This window comes from Streptomyces sp. NPDC054961, from assembly GCF_053609145.1.
Window position 1 is genome coordinate 1 of sequence record NZ_JBSGWY010000076.1, and the last position, 17,949, is coordinate 17,949.

Annotated in this window: 20 protein-coding genes and 2 pseudogenes; 14 read left to right on the forward strand and 8 right to left on the reverse strand. The window is 70.6% G+C overall.

The window, feature by feature from the left end; genetic code table 11:
* Window positions 1–239: 239 nt before the first annotated feature.
* Window positions 240–466 (forward strand): annotated as a pseudogene (locus tag ACWF9Z_RS35635) (IS5/IS1182 family transposase); the annotation flags it as partial.
* Between the two features lie 67 nt (window positions 467–533).
* On the opposite strand, the gene ACWF9Z_RS35640 reads toward ACWF9Z_RS35635, so the two are convergent.
* Complete coding sequence (locus tag ACWF9Z_RS35640; protein ID WP_453609640.1) at window positions 534–893, reverse strand: hypothetical protein; 360 nt, start codon at window positions 891–893, stop codon at window positions 534–536.
* Between the two features lie 103 nt (window positions 894–996).
* Window positions 997–1,560: an ArsR/SmtB family transcription factor gene (locus ACWF9Z_RS35645; RefSeq protein WP_453609642.1), complete on the reverse strand. Its 564-nt coding sequence runs from the start codon at window positions 1,558–1,560 to the stop codon at window positions 997–999.
* A gap of 57 nt (window positions 1,561–1,617) precedes the next feature.
* Between ACWF9Z_RS35645 and ACWF9Z_RS35650 the strand changes: the two genes are divergently transcribed.
* Both ACWF9Z_RS35650 and ACWF9Z_RS35655 read left to right on the forward strand, forming a co-directional pair.
* Entirely contained in the window at window positions 1,618–2,523 is a 906-nt protein-coding gene (locus ACWF9Z_RS35650) for a S41 family peptidase (RefSeq protein ID WP_453609643.1), read from the forward strand.
* 168 nt (window positions 2,524–2,691) lie between these two features.
* Window positions 2,692–2,814, forward strand: a complete 123-nt coding sequence (locus ACWF9Z_RS35655) for a hypothetical protein (RefSeq protein ID WP_453609645.1) — start codon at window positions 2,692–2,694, stop codon at window positions 2,812–2,814.
* Between the two features lie 237 nt (window positions 2,815–3,051).
* Here ACWF9Z_RS35655 and ACWF9Z_RS35660 read toward each other — a convergent pair whose 3' ends face one another.
* A complete protein-coding gene (locus ACWF9Z_RS35660) occupies window positions 3,052–3,405 on the reverse strand; it encodes a VOC family protein (protein ID WP_453609647.1) in 354 nt (117 codons plus the stop codon).
* 438 nt (window positions 3,406–3,843) lie between these two features.
* A complete protein-coding gene (locus ACWF9Z_RS35665) occupies window positions 3,844–4,248 on the reverse strand; it encodes a hypothetical protein (RefSeq protein ID WP_453609649.1) in 405 nt (134 codons plus the stop codon).
* A gap of 165 nt (window positions 4,249–4,413) precedes the next feature.
* On the opposite strand from ACWF9Z_RS35665, the gene ACWF9Z_RS35670 reads away from it, so the two are divergent.
* The 3 genes from ACWF9Z_RS35670 to ACWF9Z_RS35680 all read left to right on the forward strand — a co-directional run bounded on the left by ACWF9Z_RS35670 (window position 4,414) and on the right by ACWF9Z_RS35680 (window position 7,365).
* Window positions 4,414–5,754 carry a radical SAM protein gene (locus ACWF9Z_RS35670; protein WP_453609651.1) on the forward strand — a complete coding sequence of 447 codons (1,341 nt, stop codon included), beginning with the start codon at window positions 4,414–4,416 and terminating at the stop codon, window positions 5,752–5,754.
* Window positions 5,751–6,764: an aminotransferase class I/II-fold pyridoxal phosphate-dependent enzyme gene (locus ACWF9Z_RS35675; protein WP_453609653.1), complete on the forward strand. Its 1,014-nt coding sequence runs from the start codon at window positions 5,751–5,753 to the stop codon at window positions 6,762–6,764. The genes ACWF9Z_RS35670 and ACWF9Z_RS35675 overlap by 4 nt, the downstream gene beginning before the upstream one ends.
* Before the next feature lie 187 nt (window positions 6,765–6,951).
* The gene (locus tag ACWF9Z_RS35680; protein WP_453609655.1) at window positions 6,952–7,365 is read left to right on the forward strand and encodes a hypothetical protein; all 414 of its coding nucleotides are present in this window, start codon (window positions 6,952–6,954) and stop codon (window positions 7,363–7,365) included.
* 203 nt (window positions 7,366–7,568) lie between these two features.
* On the opposite strand, the gene ACWF9Z_RS35685 is transcribed toward ACWF9Z_RS35680, so the two are convergent.
* On the reverse strand, window positions 7,569–8,288 hold the full coding sequence (locus tag ACWF9Z_RS35685) for a DUF4241 domain-containing protein (RefSeq protein ID WP_453609657.1): 720 nt from the start codon (window positions 8,286–8,288) through the stop codon (window positions 7,569–7,571).
* Between the two features lie 460 nt (window positions 8,289–8,748).
* On the opposite strand from ACWF9Z_RS35685, the gene ACWF9Z_RS35690 reads away from it, so the two are divergent.
* The gene (locus ACWF9Z_RS35690; protein WP_453609659.1) at window positions 8,749–9,330 is read left to right on the forward strand and encodes a hypothetical protein; all 582 of its coding nucleotides are present in this window, start codon (window positions 8,749–8,751) and stop codon (window positions 9,328–9,330) included.
* A 71-nt stretch (window positions 9,331–9,401) separates the two neighbouring features.
* Here ACWF9Z_RS35690 and ACWF9Z_RS35695 read toward each other — a convergent pair whose 3' ends face one another.
* Window positions 9,402–10,133: a dienelactone hydrolase family protein gene (locus tag ACWF9Z_RS35695; protein WP_453609661.1), complete on the reverse strand. Its 732-nt coding sequence runs from the start codon at window positions 10,131–10,133 to the stop codon at window positions 9,402–9,404.
* A 502-nt stretch (window positions 10,134–10,635) separates the two neighbouring features.
* Between ACWF9Z_RS35695 and ACWF9Z_RS35700 the strand changes: the two genes are divergently transcribed.
* The 3 genes and pseudogenes from ACWF9Z_RS35700 to ACWF9Z_RS35710 all read left to right on the forward strand — a co-directional run.
* Complete coding sequence (locus ACWF9Z_RS35700) at window positions 10,636–11,268, forward strand: RNA polymerase sigma factor (protein WP_453609663.1); 633 nt, start codon at window positions 10,636–10,638, stop codon at window positions 11,266–11,268.
* Window positions 11,258–11,587 (forward strand): hypothetical protein, encoded by a 330-nt coding sequence (locus ACWF9Z_RS35705; RefSeq protein ID WP_453609665.1) that lies wholly within the window; start codon window positions 11,258–11,260, stop codon window positions 11,585–11,587. The genes ACWF9Z_RS35700 and ACWF9Z_RS35705 overlap by 11 nt, the downstream gene beginning before the upstream one ends.
* Before the next feature lie 294 nt (window positions 11,588–11,881).
* Window positions 11,882–12,010, forward strand: a pseudogene (locus tag ACWF9Z_RS35710) (GNAT family N-acetyltransferase); the annotation flags it as partial.
* A 109-nt stretch (window positions 12,011–12,119) separates the two neighbouring features.
* Here the strand turns inward: ACWF9Z_RS35710 and ACWF9Z_RS35715 are convergent.
* On the reverse strand, window positions 12,120–13,076 hold the full coding sequence (locus ACWF9Z_RS35715; RefSeq protein ID WP_453609667.1) for a helix-turn-helix domain-containing protein: 957 nt from the start codon (window positions 13,074–13,076) through the stop codon (window positions 12,120–12,122).
* A 285-nt stretch (window positions 13,077–13,361) separates the two neighbouring features.
* Here ACWF9Z_RS35715 and ACWF9Z_RS35720 point away from each other — a divergent pair, with 285 nt between their 5' ends.
* The 3 genes from ACWF9Z_RS35720 to ACWF9Z_RS35730 are packed head-to-tail and all read left to right on the forward strand — an operon-like array spanning window position 13,362 to window position 15,885.
* Window positions 13,362–14,438, forward strand: coding sequence for a zinc-dependent alcohol dehydrogenase family protein (locus ACWF9Z_RS35720; RefSeq protein ID WP_453609669.1), 1,077 nt, complete (start codon window positions 13,362–13,364; stop codon window positions 14,436–14,438).
* Window positions 14,435–15,130 (forward strand): helix-turn-helix domain-containing protein, encoded by a 696-nt coding sequence (locus tag ACWF9Z_RS35725; RefSeq protein ID WP_453609671.1) that lies wholly within the window; start codon window positions 14,435–14,437, stop codon window positions 15,128–15,130. Before ACWF9Z_RS35720 ends, ACWF9Z_RS35725 begins: the two co-directional genes overlap by 4 nt.
* Window positions 15,127–15,885 (forward strand): HAD family hydrolase, encoded by a 759-nt coding sequence (locus ACWF9Z_RS35730; protein ID WP_453609673.1) that lies wholly within the window; start codon window positions 15,127–15,129, stop codon window positions 15,883–15,885. Before ACWF9Z_RS35725 ends, ACWF9Z_RS35730 begins: the two co-directional genes overlap by 4 nt.
* Window positions 15,886–16,391: 506 nt before the next feature.
* Here ACWF9Z_RS35730 and ACWF9Z_RS35735 read toward each other — a convergent pair.
* A complete protein-coding gene (locus tag ACWF9Z_RS35735) occupies window positions 16,392–17,099 on the reverse strand; it encodes a response regulator (RefSeq protein ID WP_453609675.1) in 708 nt (235 codons plus the stop codon).
* Window positions 17,100–17,348: 249 nt separating this feature from the next.
* On the opposite strand from ACWF9Z_RS35735, the gene ACWF9Z_RS35740 reads away from it, so the two are divergent.
* Window positions 17,349–17,675 carry an STAS domain-containing protein gene (locus tag ACWF9Z_RS35740; protein WP_453609677.1) on the forward strand — a complete coding sequence of 109 codons (327 nt, stop codon included), beginning with the start codon at window positions 17,349–17,351 and terminating at the stop codon, window positions 17,673–17,675.
* Window positions 17,676–17,949: the final 274 nt, after the last annotated feature.

Genomic DNA, 17,949 nt, shown 5'->3' on the forward strand with positions numbered 1-17,949 from the left:
TGCACAACCTCGCCCTCGCCGGATAGACGGACAAGCCACACAGCGAACAGCCACGCCCAGGCCCACCCAAAGATCATTTACGGGACAGCCCTTAGCAACCAGAAGATCTTGGATCGGGGCATATCGCCCGGCGAGGGCGCACTCGAATTGATCTTCTATCCGAGCGCGCCCCCTTCGCGCCTCTCGCGCCCCGGCGCAGAAAACTGAGCCCCCCGCTCCGGAGAAGGCGGGTTCCGCCCGCTCAGTCGTCACGCCGTGACGTGCGTCGCCTGCGCAGACGCCAGATCAAGCACACGATCCCCGAGCCGAGAGACCAGCGGACCAACCGCTGGCGCCGCGCAGCCAAGGCGGCCGGCCCACAGGGTTCGACAAGACGATCTACCGCCGCCGCAATGAAGTCGAGCGGACCATGAACCGGCTCAAGAGCTTCCGAGCCGTCGCCACGCGCTTCGACAAGCGGGCGTAGGTCTTCCACGGGACGGTCACCGTGGCCGCGATCGTCCTATGGCTCCGTCCGCGGTGAAATGCCCCGATCAGAGGTCCGTTGCATCCGGATAGTGGCGACGAAGGTCGCTGAGTACGCGCTCGTCGACAGCCCTGACGTCCCAGAAGGAACTGTCGAACTCGGTCAGGACGACAACCAGCACATCCTCAACGAACCCACAAGCCTCAGTGTCGATCAGCTGGATGCCAGGAGCCGTCAGCGAAAGCAAGGTCAACGTGTCCATCCCGTCGCCCACGGAACGGCTCTCCAGTTCCGCAGTGAGGTCCCACGTCTCGTCGCACTCCAGACGCCAGCGCAGTCCCAGGCCGAAGCTGCCGAGCCGGACCAGCAGCTCAGCGAGCGTCACATAGTGCCTTCCCCGCCAGGCGCGGAAGGTGATCCCCTTCATCCCCGCCTCAGCTTCAGCTGTATACCGCGACAAGCGATCCCCCTCATCCGGCACCACACACTAGGCCCAGAAGAGACACTTCACCTGACCCATCGGACACGGCCTAGGCGGAGCTGCTGGTGGTGGCGCTGGTGGTGCTGGTGCTGGTCGGCTGAGCCTGCTGATAGAGCGCTACCAACACGCCGTGCACGGGTTGGTCCTCCGCGTCTTCCTCGGCCTCGTCGACCAGTTTGCCAAGGGTCTCGCCGAGTTCTCTTGCCTTCGCGGGGCTCAGGCGCAGGTGGCGCAGGGTCAGTTGGGCCTCGACGGGGGAGCGGTCCAGCTCCTGGGCGACCGCGGCGAGCATCGCGGCTGTGCCGGCCGCTCGGGGTTCCGCGACGACCATGTGGCGGGCCGTGCGCTGGTAGTACTGCTCGGTACCGCCGCGGACCTGGCGGGTCTCGGCGATGTGGACCAGCCCGGCTTCGCGGAGCACTTTGAGGTGGTGGGCCACGTTGCCCTTCTTGGCGTCGAGCTGAGCCGCAAGCCGGCTGATGGTGGCGGGTTGTTGGCCCAGCGCGAAGAGCAACCGCTGACGCAAGGGGTGCGCGAGCGCCGCGAACTGCTCCGGTGCCCCGATCTCCAGGACGTCCTCAGGAGGCGGCGCGTAGGAAGGCTGGTCGCTCATACCGAAAGTGTCTAACTTGCTTGACGCTTTCGCAAGGGCGGTGTTCTACTCCCCGCCATGACGACTCCTGTGAAGCCGTGGCCGACCCCTGTCATCGACGAGACCGCGCGGCTCCTGACCGAGCACTACGTTTTCCCCGAGATAGCCGAGGAGCTCGCCGGCCTCCTGCGGCGGCGCCTCGCCGAGGGTGCCTACGACGTCGACGGCGCCGAGGAGCTCGCCCGGCTGGTCACCGCGGACCTGCAGTCGGTCAACAGTGACCGGCACCTGAGCCTGAAGCACCATGCCGACCCGGTGCCTCCCCAGCAGGGGGCGGCCGTCCTGGAGAGCATCCGCCGGGAATTCGACACCTCGCTGGGCGGTGCGCCCCGGGTAGAGCTGCTCGACGGAGGGGTCGCCGTACTGGAGCTGGCGCCGATGCTGTTCCCGTTGGACTGGGCCGCCGAAGCGCTGAGCGCCGCGCTCACCCTGGCCTCCCGCGCCCAGGCGCTGATCGTGGACCTTCGCTCCAACCGCGGCGGCGACCCGGACACCGTGGCCTTCGTCTGCAGCCATCTCCTGGACGAGCGCACCCACCTCAACACCATGTACTGGCGCGACGGCGAGCGCAGTGAGCAGTCCTGGAGCCTGCCGTACGTTCCCGGCGCCCGCTTCGGCGGCAGCAAGCCGCTGTACGTGCTGTCCAGCGGCACCACCTTCTCTGCCGCCGAGGAGCTGGCGTACGACCTGCAGCAGCTCGGCCGCGCCGTCGTCGTCGGCGAGCGCACCCGCGGCGGCGCGCACCCGCGGGAGGGCTGGACGGTGCACCCGCATCTGGAAGCCAGTATCCCTACGGGCCGTGCCATCAACCCCGTCTCCGGCACCAACTGGGAGGGCGTCGGTGTGCAGCCGGACATCCCCTGCGCCGCTGCTGACTCCCTCGACCGCGCGCACGCGCTGGCCCTCGCCCGACTGGCGGGCTGACCCGGTTCGGCCCGCCGGCCCCAGACCGAAACCCCCTGCGCGTCAATCCTTCTGACGGAGGATGAGCGTTTCAGGAAATGTCGGGGCCGGCAGGACCCCAGCATGAGGTCGTGGAGCTGGGATCGAGTCAAAATCTGTAGCGGAGCGGTTCCGCGCCGTCACCATGTGGTGAGTGGAGGCCACGATGTCGGCACGGCCGAGGAAGCCGCTGCGGCCTATCTCTTCGCCTTGTCCAACGCCTATGTCACCGGCACCACGCTCGCGATAGACGGCGGCGCGGCGCTGGTCTGACAAGGGCGCGCGACGCGCACCAGCCGACGGAGCAAGGCCGTACCGGCGCGACGTCGCACCGCCGCGAGGCCGTACCGGCGCGAGACGTTCCTTGCCGCGGCAGTCGAGGACACGAGGCCGACCAGACGTGCCGTGCGGATCCGAACCGCCCGGCCCGAAGCGGAGACCCGGTCGGACCCGGTCGGACCCGGCGGACCCGGAGCCCCGCCGCCCGGCTGTCGCGGGGCCGCGGGAGCGCTACTGGCGCCGCCGGCTGAGGACGCAGAACTCGTTGCCTTCGGGGTCCGCCAGTACGACCCACGACTGCTCGCCCTGGCCGATGTCGACACGCCGTGCGCCGTGGGCCAGCAGGCGGTCCACCTCGGCCTCCTGGTCGTCGGGCCTGAAGTCGAGGTGCAGCCGGCTCTTGGCCTTCTTGCTCTCGGCGAGCCGGACGAACTCCAGCCCCGGCATACGGTCCGGCGCCTGGCGGATCTCGAACTCGTCATCGGAGGAGTGGACGACGACCCAGTCAAGTGCCTCGGCCCACCACTGCCCCAAGGCCGCCGGGTCTTCCGCGTGGACGACTACCTGTTCCCATTCCAAGGTCATCCGCCGAGCTTAAGTACTCCGGGTGTCGAAGACCATGGAGTTCGGCGAGTGGTGTACCTGAGGCTCCGAAGGCGTCACGGGCTCTGGGTCGGGTACGGGCTGTCCGACCTCGGACGGCCACTGGGGACGGAATCGTTCGACCGTGGCGGTGAAGTCGCTCCGCAGGTATTGAGCGTCGCAGGGCATCAACCGAATCTGTTGGCGGCTGTCAGCCCACCAGATCTTGAAGTCGGCAACCGTGCCCTCCGTCGGCCAGCGCTCGGTCTCGCCCGGTAGCCACAGCGCGTCGACGAAGCCTCCCACACCCAGGCCGATGGGCCGGGCCGGAGCCGCGCGGGTCGGCGGGAAAGCCGCTGACGCGGCGCCGGAGAGGGAGTCGGTGGCGGAAGGGGTGCTCCTCCCGGTGCGGGAACGCCCCGGGGATTGCGTCCGGGGCGTTCAGCGGCCTGGGCGGTCCGTACGTTCGAGCACGCCGAGCTCGAAGGTCGAGAACGGCACCCGTTCCGTACGGGGGAGGGATACCTCGACCAGCCGGCCGTCATGGATCATCCACAGCCCGAAGCAGTCGTCGTCCTGGTCATGCACCAGGACCTGGACCGACCCCGGGTTCGGCCAGGGCAAGGACTCCAGGTGCGCCAGCAGTCCGGTCCAGGCGTTGCTGCGGCCGAACTGGACCACCCATGCGTAGCATTCCTCGGACGGGCCGGTCCATCCGCCGAACATGTGGTCGTCCACGCGCCGGAAGCACTGGTGCCACTGCCTGCTCTCGTCGGGCCGGGTCAGCGGTTCCATCACCGCCTCCGCCCCGCGCGCCAGGACGATGACCTCTGCATCTCTGCTCATCCGGTCAGTTTTCCAGTTGCCGGCCCATGAAGCACGGGCCTTTTCGTTGGCAACGTGTGCGGTGGCTTGACGGGAGCCCCGAGCGTCTCGAGCGGCTGGGGCACACCGCGTTCCGAGTGCAGTTCGGCCCATGTCCTCCGGAGCCCGTTCATGCATGATGACGGGATGAACCACAGTGACCAGCGCTTCCACGTCATCGTGCTGTCGAACTTCGCGAAGGGCTTCGACAAGTACGCTTTCGCTTACGGCAAGGCGGGAATTCCGGAGAGCACCCATCCAGACCGGTTCCACCTGCTGACCCGTGCGGAGTTGGGAATCGGCATCGGCAAGGCACGACGCTTGCTGGACCGTCTGGCCATAGCGGGCGACCGCCTGCTGGTGCTGGAAACCACGGTGGACCCCGACAGGCTGGTTCCGAACGCGTCGACCGGCCTCGGCATGGAACTGCATGAGGCGTGCATCCGGTTGTCGGCCGTGCATGAGCTCGACCAACAAGGTGACGAGTTCACGCTGCGCCCGACGACCGTCGAGGATGCGATGGCGGCCTCCCTGCACCTGCACGCATCGGCACAGGGTCCCTACGCCGATACGCGACCGCGCTCGGTATCGCTTCTGCCGGTCGCCTCCGCCTGCCAGGCCCGCTGTTCGTTCTGCTTCTCCTCGGCTTCGATCTCCAGCGACCAGGCGCCGGCGCGGGTCCCGTGGGACGCGGTCGCCCACTGGCTGGAGCGCGCCCGTGCGGCGGGTGCCGAGCGTGCAGTGATAACCGGCGGCGGGGAGCCCACGCTCATACCGTTCGAACAGCAGTTGCGGCTGGTGTCCGCCTGCTCGGCGGCCTTCCCGAAGGTCGTCCTGATCACCAACGCGCACACCCTGGCGAAGGGCCGGCACGCTGACCGGGCGGGCCGACTCGCAGCCCTGAGCGCCGCGGGCCTGAGTGTGCTGGCGGTCTCCCGGCACCATCAGGACGACGCCGTCAGCGAGCGGCTGATGATGCTGCGCACGCCGGTGAGTTCTGTGATCGACACCTGGCGCGAGGAACGTGACCGCTGGCCGGGGCTGCGGATGAGGCTGATCTGCGTACTCCAGCACGGCGGCGTCGCCGACGCGACCGACGTCGGCGACTACCTTTCGTGGGCCGCGGCTCTCGGTGTCGAGGAAGTCTGTTTCAAAGAGCTCTACGTCTCCACCAGCACCGAGTCGCTCTACTTCGACCGTGCCGCCAACGTCTGGAGCCGGGAGCACCAGGTATCGCTGTCCGTCGTCACCCGGTTCGCCGAGCAGCACGGCTTCGGACTGGCGAGCCGCCTGCCCTGGGGAGCGCCGGTCTACGACGGCAGTTGGGGCGGCCGGCCGATGCGGATCGCCGCGTACACCGAGCCCAGCCTGCTCTGGGAACGCACCAGCGGAATCGCACGCAGCTGGAACGTCCTGGCCGACGGACGCTGCTACGCCTCCCTGGAAGACCGGGCGAGCGAGATCGTGGCGGAAGGACCGGCGGCATGAGGTTCGACGAGTTCCAGGACTACCGGCAGCGGCAACTCAGTGCTTCCTCGTCGCTCTTGGACGCCGCCGAGACCAACGTGTACCGGGCGCTCGCTCCGATGCGACCCGAACCGCCGACCGACACGAGTCCGGTATACCGGTGCGATCTCGCCCGCGCCTGGCTGCGGCGCTTCGAGCTGCCGGAGGAGTGGTCCCGCCGCGCCATGGTCTGCCGAGGGGTCCGACACGGGCTCGGTGTGGTGTTCCACTGGCTGCGCGCCGAGGGAGCGCGGTTGTGGCTGCCCAGCGACGTGTACCCGGTCTACTTCGAGCTGGCCCGCACTGCGGGCCTGACCCCCGAGTCCTACCCGACGCTGCCCGCGCCGGTCCTGCCGGGGTCCTCGGCGGACGACCGGCCCGAGTACCTGCTGCTCGCCAACCCCAGCAAGCCGCTCGGCCGGTACCTGACCGATGCCGAGTGCGCCGCGGTGATGGCGTGGCTGCGGGAATCACCACGTCGGCGCGTGCTGATCGACAGCGTCTACGACCTGGGAGCTCCGTTCGCAACCGGTACACGGCGACTGCTGGACACCGGGCGTGCGATCCTGCTGCATTCGGTCACCAAGGGATGGATGTGGCCACGGACGTTCGGCGTGGTGCTGTTGGGTCCGGCGCACACCGATTTGGCCGAGGCGTTCCGGGCAGATCCGCCGACGCCGGATCAACTGAGGCTCGCCGAGCATCTGTTGACCGAGCACAGCGACGTGCCCCGGCAGGTCGCCGACGAACTCGCCGCACGGGCGGCGCGGTTGTTCGATCGGTTGCCCGGCGACGTGCTCGGGGCGATACCCACGGCGAGCCGGACCTGTCCCGGCAATTACTTCTTCCCGGTTGAAATCCCGGCGCGGACGCTCCAGCGCGAGTACGGCGTGCTCGCCCTGCCGGCCAGCGTGTTCGGGGACGGCGGCTGGTCCGGCTCCATCGTGACCAGCCTTGCTGACGCCTTCGGCTCGACGTCGGAGATGACCTGAACCAGGGGGCGACCCGCCGGTCGTGCTGCACGCGGGCCGGCGCGATCGCGAGCGGCGCGTGAAGCCGTGGGTTCAAGCCGTCGACCGGGGACACCCGGTGAGGGCCCGGGGGACTTCGCAGTTTTTGAGCATGTTCACCTAGAGAGGGTGGCTGCAAGGCCGGTCATCAACCCCTGGGGAGGGCTCCATGAACATGCGTGCCGGGACGGTGGCGAGGGGGACGGGTGGGCGCTGGCTCGTTGCCGTACTGACTGTTGCTGCGGTCCTCACCTCGGGGTGTGCGAGCGTCGATCCCGACGAGCTGCCTGGCGTGTACCGCAACGCCAAGGAGGGCAGCGAGCTGCGACTCGAGGCCGACGGAAGGTTCTCGGCCAAGGACGTGGTGACCGACGGGTCTTCGGATCCCGCTGACTTCAGCGGCCGGTGGGAGTTCCTCGGCGACCAGGCCTCCGACGACTTCATCTACTTGACGGTCGAAAATCCCGGACCGGGCGAGGCCGCTGGCATCCAGCTGTACCCGAGCGGGGAAAAGACGGTGGAATTCCGTCCCGATCCCGATGGGCCGCCGTCCCCGAAGCTCACCAAAGCAGCCGCATCGTAGATCTGCGGGACGGCCGGTGGCGGCGGCCGGCCATCTCGCGATGGTGGAGTTGGTGGTGGGGTGCTGTGGGGCGCCCTGATTCGCGCATCCGCGCATCCGCGTACCTGCGTGGGGATGAGCGGATCACCCTTTGCTGCGTGCCGGAACCACCGGGCCGGGAGTGCCCAACCCGCCGGGCGCGACTACCCGCGGTCGGGTGCTCCTCAGGCCAGTGCCTCCAGTCCCATGTGGCCCATGACGACGATCGAGCTGAGCTCTCCGTTTTCCGTACGACCGAGCCAGGCTACGGAAAGTCCTTCAGTGGCGGAGAACGTGATGAGGTCTGCGCCCCGCGCCTCATCACGGACCAGCTCGAACTCGCCGCCGCCCAGGCTCTCGGTGTCACGGGACACGAGCGTGCCGGGAGCCGTCCTGCTGCGTCGCTCCCAGAACGTGCGGAACGGCGCTGTCAGCGCAGGCCAGGAAGCCGCGTCGCTGAAACTGCCCATGGAGGTGTCCGTGTTGAACCCGACCTCGGCACCCTGATGAAGGCGCTCGATGTCATCGCCTTCGGCGAGGCCCATCTCCCATACCGTCACCGTGCCCTCCCGCACGCACAGGCGCGTCGCGGCTACCTCACGGCCGGAAAAATGCTCCCCCATGAACTCGTACGGCGCCTCCGTCCATGCCGCTTCCACCCGGTAGGCGCCAGGAGGGATCCGAACCGCGAGCTCCCGCGGCTCCCCGTCTTCCTCCTCCAGCCAGGGGGTGTCCACCACGAGCCGGCCACTTGGCACGCGGATCGACGTCACCTGGGCCACTTCCACCACCTCGACGAAGGTCCGTTGATCATCGCTCCGCACCCCCAGCCGGGCGCCCGGCGTGAACACCGCATCGAGATAGGTGCGTACCTCCGGCGCCGCGACCAATCGGCTGTTCCCCACGTATGCCACTCTGTGTCCTCACCACGACCCCACCAGGACTTACGACGATAAGCCCAGGCTCGGACATCGCATCCCCAGCACAGGGGGACCGGCATGCAGCTCACCGTGCCTTGTCCGAGATCCGCGCCACCGGACGGAGCGGCTGGCGCAGCACCGGCACGCCCCGTTGCGGACCCGCCAGTGACAGTGACAGCGCCTGGGCCCCAGCGGGGCCGTCAGCAACCGTCGTGCCGCCGCTCGTAGCGCCACACCGCGTCGAGGGAATCCGCCTCGCCGGCAAGGCCGGGCCGCGGCTGACCGAGACGACGGAGTCAACGGTCGCCGCATCGGTGCGGCAGGAAGGGCCTTCTGTGGACGATCACGGGCCCTCGCGGCGGGGTGCGAAGAGATAAGGGCTGCCGGACTCCGGGCAGCATGTGTGAGACTCCCTCTGAATTGATCACTCGGGGGGAGTCTCGCGTTGGACGCGCTGTTGAAGAGGGTGTGGATCGGGCTGGCCACGGGCTTGATCGTGAGTCTGGCCGCCGTGGTTCTGCCGGACCACATCCAGATACGAGACGACGGGCGCATCCACCTGGGCGCGCCCGCGCCCACGCCGTCGCCGTCCACGGCGGCGCCCACACCGGAGCCCACGTCACCGCCCCTCACACGGGACGCTGTGGACGAGGTGATCCGGACCGCGGTCAGCGCGGCGGGCCTCGACCCGGCGCAGGGCCGCCCGACCGGCGCGGCCGGCGCCGACTCGAACCGGACGGGGTGGATGGCCGTCCGGGAGAAGACCGCCGCCGAGTCGGAGATGAACGCGATCTGCGCCGACCTGGAGCGCCAGGGCTGGACGCTGAACCCGAACGGCGACCGCCCCGATGCCTCCCGCAGCTACAAGCGCGGGGGCTGGTACCTGCTGGTGAGCACACGCGGGAAGACCCAGGCGCCGTCCACCACCTCCACCTTGACCGACGCGCAGACCTACCTGACCCTGACCGGGCTCCAGCTGAACCTTTCCGACCTCCCCCTCCCCGAGATCACCGTCCGCTTCGGCTGACCCCTGACGGAGGGGCCCACACCGGGAACGACCCCCTGGAGCCGGTGCACCAAGGGTTGCTCTCCATCCGGTCAGTGATCGGCCATGCGGTCGAGGAGGGGGAGCAGGTGGTCCCAGTGGCGCTGGAGCCCGGAGGCGCTGAAGGCGTCGGTGTCGGACATCGTGAAGCCGTGGGTGGTGCCGGGATAGATTTCGGAGGTGTGGCGCACACCAGCGTCATCCAGTGCTTGGTTGAGCTCGGCGAGTGCCTGGGGCGTCATATCGCCTTCGGCGTGGCCGAGGTGGCACTGGGCGGTGATCTTGGAGTAGAGGTCAGGCCCGTCCGCGCTCACGGGGCCGTGGAACGCGGCGACGGCGGCCACCTGGCCGGGGTGGGCCGCGGCGGTGCGCATCGCCAGGAGGCCGCCTATGCAGTAGCCGGTCACCGCGACCGGACCGGCGGCGACCTCGGGCTGGCTGGTGAGGAACCCGAGGTAGGAGTCGGCATCGCTCTGGGCACGTGCGGCGGTGTGCGTCTCGATCAGGGGCATCAGCTGCGCGAAGACCGCGGACCGGGAGTCTTCCCCGATGTGCTCGGGCAGGTCGATCACCGGTGCCGGGCGATGCCGGTAGAAGATGTTGGGGACGAGTACGTAGTACCCGTGCCCGGCCAGTTCACGGGCCATCTCCCGCAGCACGGGCCGGATGCCGAAGCCGTCGGAGTACATCAGCACTCCGGGGTACCGCCCACGGTGGTCGGGGAAGACGGCGAAAGCGTCGGCCTGGCCGTCCGCGGTGGGGATGTGCAGCGTCTCGAGGGGCATGAGTTCTCCTGTCGTGGTTGATGTGGAGCCTGTGATCAACACGACGGAGGCGGAGCCCGCGCGGCAGCGCGCGATCCCCGATCGAGCGGCGGGCCCGCACTGGCCCCTGTGGCGCTCAGGAGAGCACCGGGTCACCAATCCGTGTGTGGCGCGATGCCGTCCCGGTAGTCATTCCCCCAACGTAGTTCACCGGACGAGGCCGACACCAGTACCAGCAGTGCACAGCGCGCAGTGCGCATTGTGCAGTTCTGCCGAGGGCCCAGACAGGGCGGGTGCCTCCGTCCGCGGTACGGCCAGGGAGCCAGCGCCCCGCGGCGGTACGTATGTTTCTCCGCAGGGGGTGAATCCTTTCGTGCCCGCCGCGTCTCTCATGAGTGTGCGGACGACCGGTCCGCCCCATCCCACCGGGAGGACCTCATGACCACTTTCGTCATTGTCGCGGCCGCCGTGCTGTTGCTGTGCGCGTGTACCGTGACGCTGCTGCGCGGTCGGCGGCGTCGGCGTGGCTGACCACACCTGGCCGGGCGCGAGCCTGATCGCCGCGGCGCAGCGCGGCGAGGTGGAGGCCCTCACCGCCCTGGTATACGGCTCGTATCCGCACGTGCGCCGGTTCGCGCACACGCTGTGTTCCACGCCCCAGGACGCGGAGGACGCCGCTCAGGAAGCGTTGATCATCCTCTACCGCAAGATCGGCATGCTGCGGGCGTCCGGGGCGTTGGCGTCGTGGATGTTCCGGATCGTCCGCAACGAGTGCCTGCGCCGCACCCGGGACCTCCTTCCCCGGGGATCGGCCGCCTGGGACCACGGCGGACCCGGCCGCGACGACGGTCCGGGCCGGTACGAACGGCCGGACGGGCACGACACGTACGGCCCCACCGCACAGTCCGCGGAGGACGACGTCCTGCTGCGCCTGGAAGCCGAACGCGTAGCGGCCGCAGTCGCCGCGCTGCCACCCGACCAGCGGCAGGTGCTGGTCATGCGGGACATCCAGGGGCTACCCGGCCGTACCGTCGCACACCGGCTCGGGCTGAGCACCGCCGCGATGAAGTCGCGCCTGCACCGCGCCCGTTCGGCCGTACGCGAGGCGCTGCGCGAGGAACCGGCACACACCAGGGGAGACGACGATGACACCTGACACGCCCACGGCCACGACCTCGACCAGGACGAGCACCGGCCCTCCCGCCACCGCCAGCCGCGCGCCCCGACCCGGTGGCTTCGCCAGCACCTCGGTCCCGCGCCACCTGGCCCGCGGCGCACTCGGGTTCGCCGCCCTCGCCGGATCGCTGGCCCTGCTTCCGCTCACCGGCCCGGCGAGCCTGCTCCTCGCCCCGGTCGGCCTCATCGCGCTGCGCGGCTGCCCGATGTGCTGGGCGATCGGCCTGATGGAGACCATTTCGGCCGGCCGGCTGCGCCGCTCCTGCACCAAGGACGGCTGCGAACTGCGGCGCGCCTAGGGTCGGCCCGGCCCTGCCCGAGGATGCGCGCCGACTTCCGGGGGCTGGCCGCCGCCCGCGAGCAGCACAGGGGAGTGGACGGGACCGGGCGGCCGCGCATGATCGGCCGCACGGTCCCGATGCCCCCCGATGTGCCCCGATGCGGCCGGACAGGTCGCAGAGCACCTCCGAGTCGCTTGACGGCGCTGCCCGGATGTCTGCGCAGTGGGCGGAGAGGCTACGAGGGCAGACTGCATAGGATCCCCAGATGACCCAGCGGAGACTTCCCGCACGGGCCGCGCGTGACTCTGCGCCTCGCTGAAACTCGTCAAGCGCCTCGGCTTCCAGCGCGAGGGCTCCTGCGCTGCCTTCCAGTTCATCAACGGTGAGTGGCGGGACCACGAGCGCTGGGCCATCAGAGCCGCAGACGCCACGCAGGCGTGACCGAAGCCGCTCACACCCTCCGGTCCACTCCGTCACGGACATCTGCGCGACGCATCGAACCACGGGTCACCGGCTTCGTGCCGGAGCTGTGCCAGGAAGAGCAGGGGAATCAAGCCGGTTGGCGCGTGGTCGGGTCCGTGCGCCGGGTGGGCGCGCCCGCACGAGGGGGGTCGGGCAGGTGGGGACGGGGTGTTCCGGGGAGGGCCTGGAGCGCGGCGGCGAGGTTTCGCAGTCCGGACTGTTTGCCCGGGGCTTCTTCGTCGTCGTGCAGCGGGCCGGCGGGGAGGTCGGACAGGAGCATCCATCCCAGGAGCGCCTCGGCGGCGCGGATGTGCCCACGGACGGTGGCCGGGTAGAGGCCCAGGCGTTGGGCGGTGGCGTCGACCCTGAAGTCCTCGGCGGCCCAGGTGCGGAGGGTCTGCATGAGGGCGTCGCCCGTGGTGGTGCGTCGGTCGGTGGATTCCCGGCCGAGTGGGGCGAGCGCGGTAGCGGCCCAGGCGGTAACCGGTGGCTGCGCCAGCAGGTGGGCGAGGGTGGGCAGGGGCAGGGGCAGGGGCAGGGGCAGGGGCAGGGGCAGGGGCAGGGGCAGGGGCGCGGGCTGGGGGGCTGGGTCGGCCGCGGGGCCGTGGAGGGAACGGATCTGCAGAGCGAGGGACAAGGTGATGCGATCGGCGGTGCGGTCGGGGTCGAGGCCGGTGGCCCGGAGCATGCCGCGTATGCGGCGGCTGAGGGTGTTGCGGTGGATGCCGAGGATCCGGGAGGCGGCCGAGATGTCGAACTCGAGGCCGAGGGCGACGGTGGGCAGGTGCGGGTCGGCGCCGCGCCGGCCGAGGGACGGGTGGAGCAGGGCGGTGGCCCATTGTTGTGCGGCGGCCGGGTCGAGTGCGTCGAGCAGGCCGGGGGTGTGGGCGGCGACCGCGGTGCGGGTGGGGCTGATCCGGGCGGTGGCGATGGCGTCGTAGGCCAGGCCGAAGCCGGTGGCGGTGTCCTCGACGGGCAGTGAGGGGCTGATGCCCAGGCTCAGTCGCTGGCTGGGATCGGCGACGAGCGGGCGCAGGGCGGTCACGGCCGGTGCTTCTTGGAGGTCAGGGCCTGGGTCGCGGTCTCCTCGCCGCGGACCCGCGGGGTGGCGAGCGTGCGGGACGACCCCGCTGCGATCGATCGCGAAGGCCGGGACGACCGCGGTCCCGCCGCGGGACCGTGCGCCCGTGCACCGTCGCACCGCAGCGCCCTGTCCGATGGGGACCGACCGGTCCCGGGTAGGGGCCGACCGGCCCAAGCGGGACGGAGGGATGCGGGCACAGCCTGACGGTGACCCCTCCCGCACGGCACACAGAGAGAAGGCCGCGCCATGAAGGCACTCGTCTTCCACGGGCCCGGACAGACCTCCTGGCAGGACGTCCCGGACCCCTCGGTCAAGGACGCCGCCGACGCGATCGTCCGGGTCGACGCCGTCACCATCTGCGGCACCGACCTGCACATCATCAAGGGCGACGTCCCCGAAGTGACTCCCGGCCGGATCCTGGGCCACGAGGCCGTCGGGACCGTGGTCGAGACGGGCGGCGACGTCCGCAGTGTCCGTCCGGGCGACCGTGTCCTGATCTCCTGCATCTCCGCCTGCGGCCGCTGCCGCTTCTGCCGCGAAGGGCGCTACGGTCAGTGCCGGGGAGGCGGGGGCTGGGTCCTTGGCCACACCATCGACGGAACCCAGGCCGAATACGTACGCGTCCCCTTCGCCGACCTCTCCGTCCACCCGCTGCCCAGTGCACTGGCCGGCCACGACGCCGTGCTGCTCGCCGACATCTTCCCGACCTCCTACGAGGTCGGCGTGCTCAACGGCAACGTGCGCCCGGGCGACACGGTCGTCGTGGTCGGCGCCGGCCCCGTCGGCCTGGCCGCCATCGCCACCGCACAGCTCTACAGCCCCGGGCGGATCATCGCCGTCGACCTCGCGGCGTCCCGGCTCGCTGATGCGCGCGCACTCGGCGCGGATGCCACCGCGAGCGCGGACGAGGAGCCCGAGCGGCTGGTGGAGGACCTCACCGACGGACTCGGCGCCGACGTGGTCATCGAGGCCGTCGGCGTACCCGAGGCGTTCGAAATGTGCACCCGCATGGTCCGTCCCGGTGGCCGGGTCGCCAACATCGGCGTCCACGGCAAGCCCGCCACCCTGCACCTCGAAGACCTGTGGATCAAGAACGTCACCATCACCACCGGCCTCGTCGACACCCGCTCCACCCCCATGCTGCTGCGCATGATGGCCGCCGGCCGCCTCCCCGGGGCCGCGCTGGTCACCCACCGTTTCGAGCTGGACCAGATGGAAGAGGCGTACGACGTCTTCTCCCGCGCCGGCGAGACCGGCGCCCTCAAGGTCGTGCTCGGCGGACCCGCACACGACACGGTCGCCGTACCGTCCCGGGAGCAGTGAGCACCGTGAAGGGCATGCGGAGTACCCCTCCTCAGCACTCCGGCGAGACGGCCGGACGCACCGACCTGGGCCGCCGCATGGCGACGCGACGCGAAGCCCTCGGCCTGAGCCGTGACGAACTGGGCCGGCGGTGCGGCGCCGACGCAACGTACATCGCCTACCTGGAGGAACACGCCGCCAGTCCCGCCATCGGCACCCTCGTCCGGGTGGCCGACGCCCTCGGTCTCACCGTCGACGACCTGACAGGTGCCGGCGCCCACCGCGTCTCCGGCCGATCCACCGCCCGGCGCGACAGTGCGCTCGTACCCCTGGACGAGACCGAATGCCGACGGCTGCTGAACACGCACGGCGTCGGCCGCATCGCCGTCTCCACCCCCGAAGGCCTGGCCGTCTTCCCCGTCAACTACCTCGCCGCAGGAACCGACATCGCGTTCCGCACCTCCGCGGAAGGCGTCACGGCCCGAGCGGCAGGCAGCGAGGCCGCCTTCGAGATCGACACCATCGACGAGGTGACCGCCACTGGTTGGAGCGTGCTGGCCGTGGGTGAACTGGCAGCCGTCACGGACCCGCACGAGATTGACCACCTCAACGCCACTGCCCGTTCCCAGCCTTGGGCCGGCGGGCCGCGCGGTCACTGGATGAAGCTCACCCCCGCCCGGATCACCGGCCGACGTGTGGTGCACGGCTCATGAGCGACGTGCGCGCGGTCGTCTTCGACACCGACGGAGTGCTCCTCGCCACGGCCGACCGCCACGCGGCCGCCTGGAAGGAGACCTTCGACGGCTGCCTCTCCGCGTGGCAGCCGTCGCACGCCGGTGCACGCCCACGGCCGTTCGACGCCGTCCGCGAGTACCGCGACCTGGTGGACGGCAGGTCCCGTCTCGACGGCGTACGCGCCTTCCTCGGCGCCCGTCACATCGCCCTCCCGCCCGGAACGCCCGCGGATCCGCCCGGGTGCGCCACCGTCCACGCGGTCGCCGCGCGCAAGGAAGAGGTCTTCTCCACGATGCTGCGGGCCGACGGCGTCCGTGCCTTCGACGACGTGCGGCCGGCGCTCCAGGAGCTGCGGCACAAGGCCATCCGGTGCGGGGCCGTCTCCGCCTCCCGGCACGCCCGCTCCCTGCTGCGCTCCGCAGAGCTCATCGGCTACTTCGACGCCCTGGTGGACGGCCAGGACGCGGCCGCCCTTGACTTTCCGGGCAAGCCCGCCCCTGCCCTCTTCCTCGAAGCTGCCGGCCGTCTCGGAGTCCCCCCTGAACGCACCGCCGTGGTGGAGGACGCGCTCGCCGGCGTAGAGGCGGGACACCGAGGCCATTTCCGCCTGGTGGTGGGACTCGACCGCGAGGACGACGCGCACATGAGGGACGCCCTGCGTGCGCAGGGCGCCGACATCGTCCTCCCCGGCCTCGGGGGCCTGCCTGCCGCGCTCGAGGGCCGGCGCACATGACCACCGACTGGCGCTGGGAATACCCCCGCTCGTCGAGCACCGGGCCGGAGTGAAGGCGGAAGGCACCGTTCGGCTGTCCTGGCCGCCGCCCGGTTTGTCGACGGGGACGGCGTACGCGGCGAGGGCGGGCAGCGGGAGCGGACGCAGCAGTCGGCCCGCGTTCGCGTAGGGGTGGCGCCCAGGCGGCGCTCGCCCCGCGGGGATGCAGGCGAGGACCGCCAGTCCGCGTCGAGCGCCGGGATGGGGTACGAGGTCATGCCCGCTCCTGAGTGCGACGGTCCGGGACGTTCGTCGACTGAGCCGATGTCTCCACACTGACACCGCCCGGGTCGGCGCCGCGAGGGGAGGACCGGCCCTGGGAGAGGGACCGTTGGCCCCTGTGCGCCACGGCGCCCGGCCGGGAGGGTGAGGTCAGCGGTGCCGGTCCCCCCGGCCGGCGCCGCTCCCCTGACGGCCGGCCTCCGGAAGGGCCGGGTACGTGACGGCAGGGCGTGTCCGGCCGCCGGCTATTCCGTGGTGGGGACGGGGTGCTGGCTCGGCGGGATCAGTGCATGACTGGCGATCACGGCGGCCTGGACGCGGCGCTCCACGCCCAGCTTGGTGAACAGGCGCGAAATGATGTTCTTGACGGTCTTCTCGGCGAGGTACATCCGTTTGCCGATCTCCCGGTTGGTGAGCCCCTCGCTGACCATGACGAGGATCTCCTTCTCCCGGTCGGTGAAGCCGGGCAGACCCGGGACCTGTTCCTCCTTGGGCACGTCGCCGCGCATGCGGGCCATCAGCCGGGTCGTGGCTCCTGGATCGAGCATGGACTGGCCGGCCGCGACCGTGCGGACGGCGGTGACCAGGTCGGTTCCGGTGATCTGCTTCAGCACGTATCCGGAGGCGCCCGCCATCACGGCGTCCAGCAGGGCCTCCTCGTCGTCGAACGACGTGAGCATCAGGCAGGCCAGTTCGGGCATCCGCGAGCGCAGCTCACGGCATACGCTCACGCCATCGCCGTCCTGGAGCCGGACGTCGAGGACCGCCACCTGGGGGCGCAGCGCGGGGATGCGGGTCAGGGCCTGTTCCGCCGTGCCCGCCTCGCCGATCACGTGCAGGTCGGGCTCCGCGTCCAGCAGGTCGTGCACCCCGCGGCGTACGACCTCGTGGTCGTCGAGGAGGAAGACCGTGATCGGCGTCCTGGTGGGGGAGGGGGCACCGCTGTCGGTCATGACGCAACTCCTTCGCCTGGATTCGTCCTGGGAGCACGAACTCCAGCATCCTGCCTGCCGCAAGGGCCCAACGGACAGGGCCTATCGGCCCTCATCCGACCTCCTCCCCGCGGGGTCTGCGGAGCGGGGCAAGGGACCTTCGGCCCTCCGCGAGGGGCATGTGGACCTTCCCGGGGCCGGTCCGCGTCCGATGGGCTGGTGCCGCACGGGGAAAGGCGCGGCTCGAGCCGCACGCAGCGCGGAGGGTCCATGACAGCCACCTTGATCGACGTGAAGACCGCGGTGAGGAGCGACGGTGACGCGTGCGTCACCTTGACGGGAGAGCTCGACTTCCACACGGCGGGTCAGGTGGAACCCCTGCTCACCGTCGTTGCCGCATCCGGCTACCGCGGCCTCGTCCTCGACCTGTCCGGGATCTCCTTCTGCGACAGCTCGGGCATCGGCCTCTTCCTGCGGGTCCACCAGCGCTGCCAATGGTCCGGAACCCGGCTCCGGCTGATCGGCGTGCCGCCTCTGGTGGGCAAATCGATGCGGGTGCTCGGCGCCGATCGAGTCCTGCGCCTCGTGGCGGCCTGAACGGCGATGAAGGCGCGCAGCGTGGACCCGGGCGGCGGCAGACGGCGCACTGATGGCCAGGAGGGTGACATGGCGGCCACCCGGGGATCACCGCGTCGGTGCCGTCAGCTCCCGGTGGGGCTCCCGGTGGGGAGCGGAGCCCGCCAGACGAGCAGACTGCCCCCCTCGTCAGGGATGTTCACGGTGAAGGACCCGCCCAGGCTCCGCGCCCGGTCGTCGAGGTTGAGCAGACCGCTCCTGCGGCCCCGGGCCGGGATGCCCCTGCCGTTGTCGG

Excerpts from the sequence above, each read along its gene's own strand:
- ACWF9Z_RS35705 (WP_453609665.1), top strand. The coding sequence starts at position 11,258 with ATGACACCTGACACGCCCACGGCCACGACCTCGACCAGGACGAGCACC.
- ACWF9Z_RS35670 (WP_453609651.1), top strand. The coding sequence starts at position 4,414 with ATGAACCACAGTGACCAGCGCTTCCACGTCATCGTGCTGTCGAACTTC.
- ACWF9Z_RS35640 (WP_453609640.1), bottom strand. The coding sequence starts at position 893 with ATGAAGGGGATCACCTTCCGCGCCTGGCGGGGAAGGCACTATGTGACG.
- ACWF9Z_RS35720 (WP_453609669.1), top strand. The coding sequence starts at position 13,362 with ATGAAGGCACTCGTCTTCCACGGGCCCGGACAGACCTCCTGGCAGGAC.
- ACWF9Z_RS35695 (WP_453609661.1), bottom strand. The coding sequence starts at position 10,133 with ATGCCCCTCGAGACGCTGCACATCCCCACCGCGGACGGCCAGGCCGAC.
- ACWF9Z_RS35680 (WP_453609655.1), top strand. The coding sequence starts at position 6,952 with ATGAACATGCGTGCCGGGACGGTGGCGAGGGGGACGGGTGGGCGCTGG.
- ACWF9Z_RS35650 (WP_453609643.1), top strand. The coding sequence starts at position 1,618 with ATGACGACTCCTGTGAAGCCGTGGCCGACCCCTGTCATCGACGAGACC.
- ACWF9Z_RS35675 (WP_453609653.1), top strand. The coding sequence starts at position 5,751 with ATGAGGTTCGACGAGTTCCAGGACTACCGGCAGCGGCAACTCAGTGCT.
- ACWF9Z_RS35645 (WP_453609642.1), bottom strand. The coding sequence starts at position 1,560 with ATGAGCGACCAGCCTTCCTACGCGCCGCCTCCTGAGGACGTCCTGGAG.
- ACWF9Z_RS35730 (WP_453609673.1), top strand. The coding sequence starts at position 15,127 with ATGAGCGACGTGCGCGCGGTCGTCTTCGACACCGACGGAGTGCTCCTC.
- ACWF9Z_RS35660 (WP_453609647.1), bottom strand. The coding sequence starts at position 3,405 with ATGACCTTGGAATGGGAACAGGTAGTCGTCCACGCGGAAGACCCGGCG.
- ACWF9Z_RS35665 (WP_453609649.1), bottom strand. The coding sequence starts at position 4,248 with ATGAGCAGAGATGCAGAGGTCATCGTCCTGGCGCGCGGGGCGGAGGCG.
- ACWF9Z_RS35740 (WP_453609677.1), top strand. The coding sequence starts at position 17,349 with ATGACAGCCACCTTGATCGACGTGAAGACCGCGGTGAGGAGCGACGGT.
- ACWF9Z_RS35735 (WP_453609675.1), bottom strand. The coding sequence starts at position 17,099 with ATGACCGACAGCGGTGCCCCCTCCCCCACCAGGACGCCGATCACGGTC.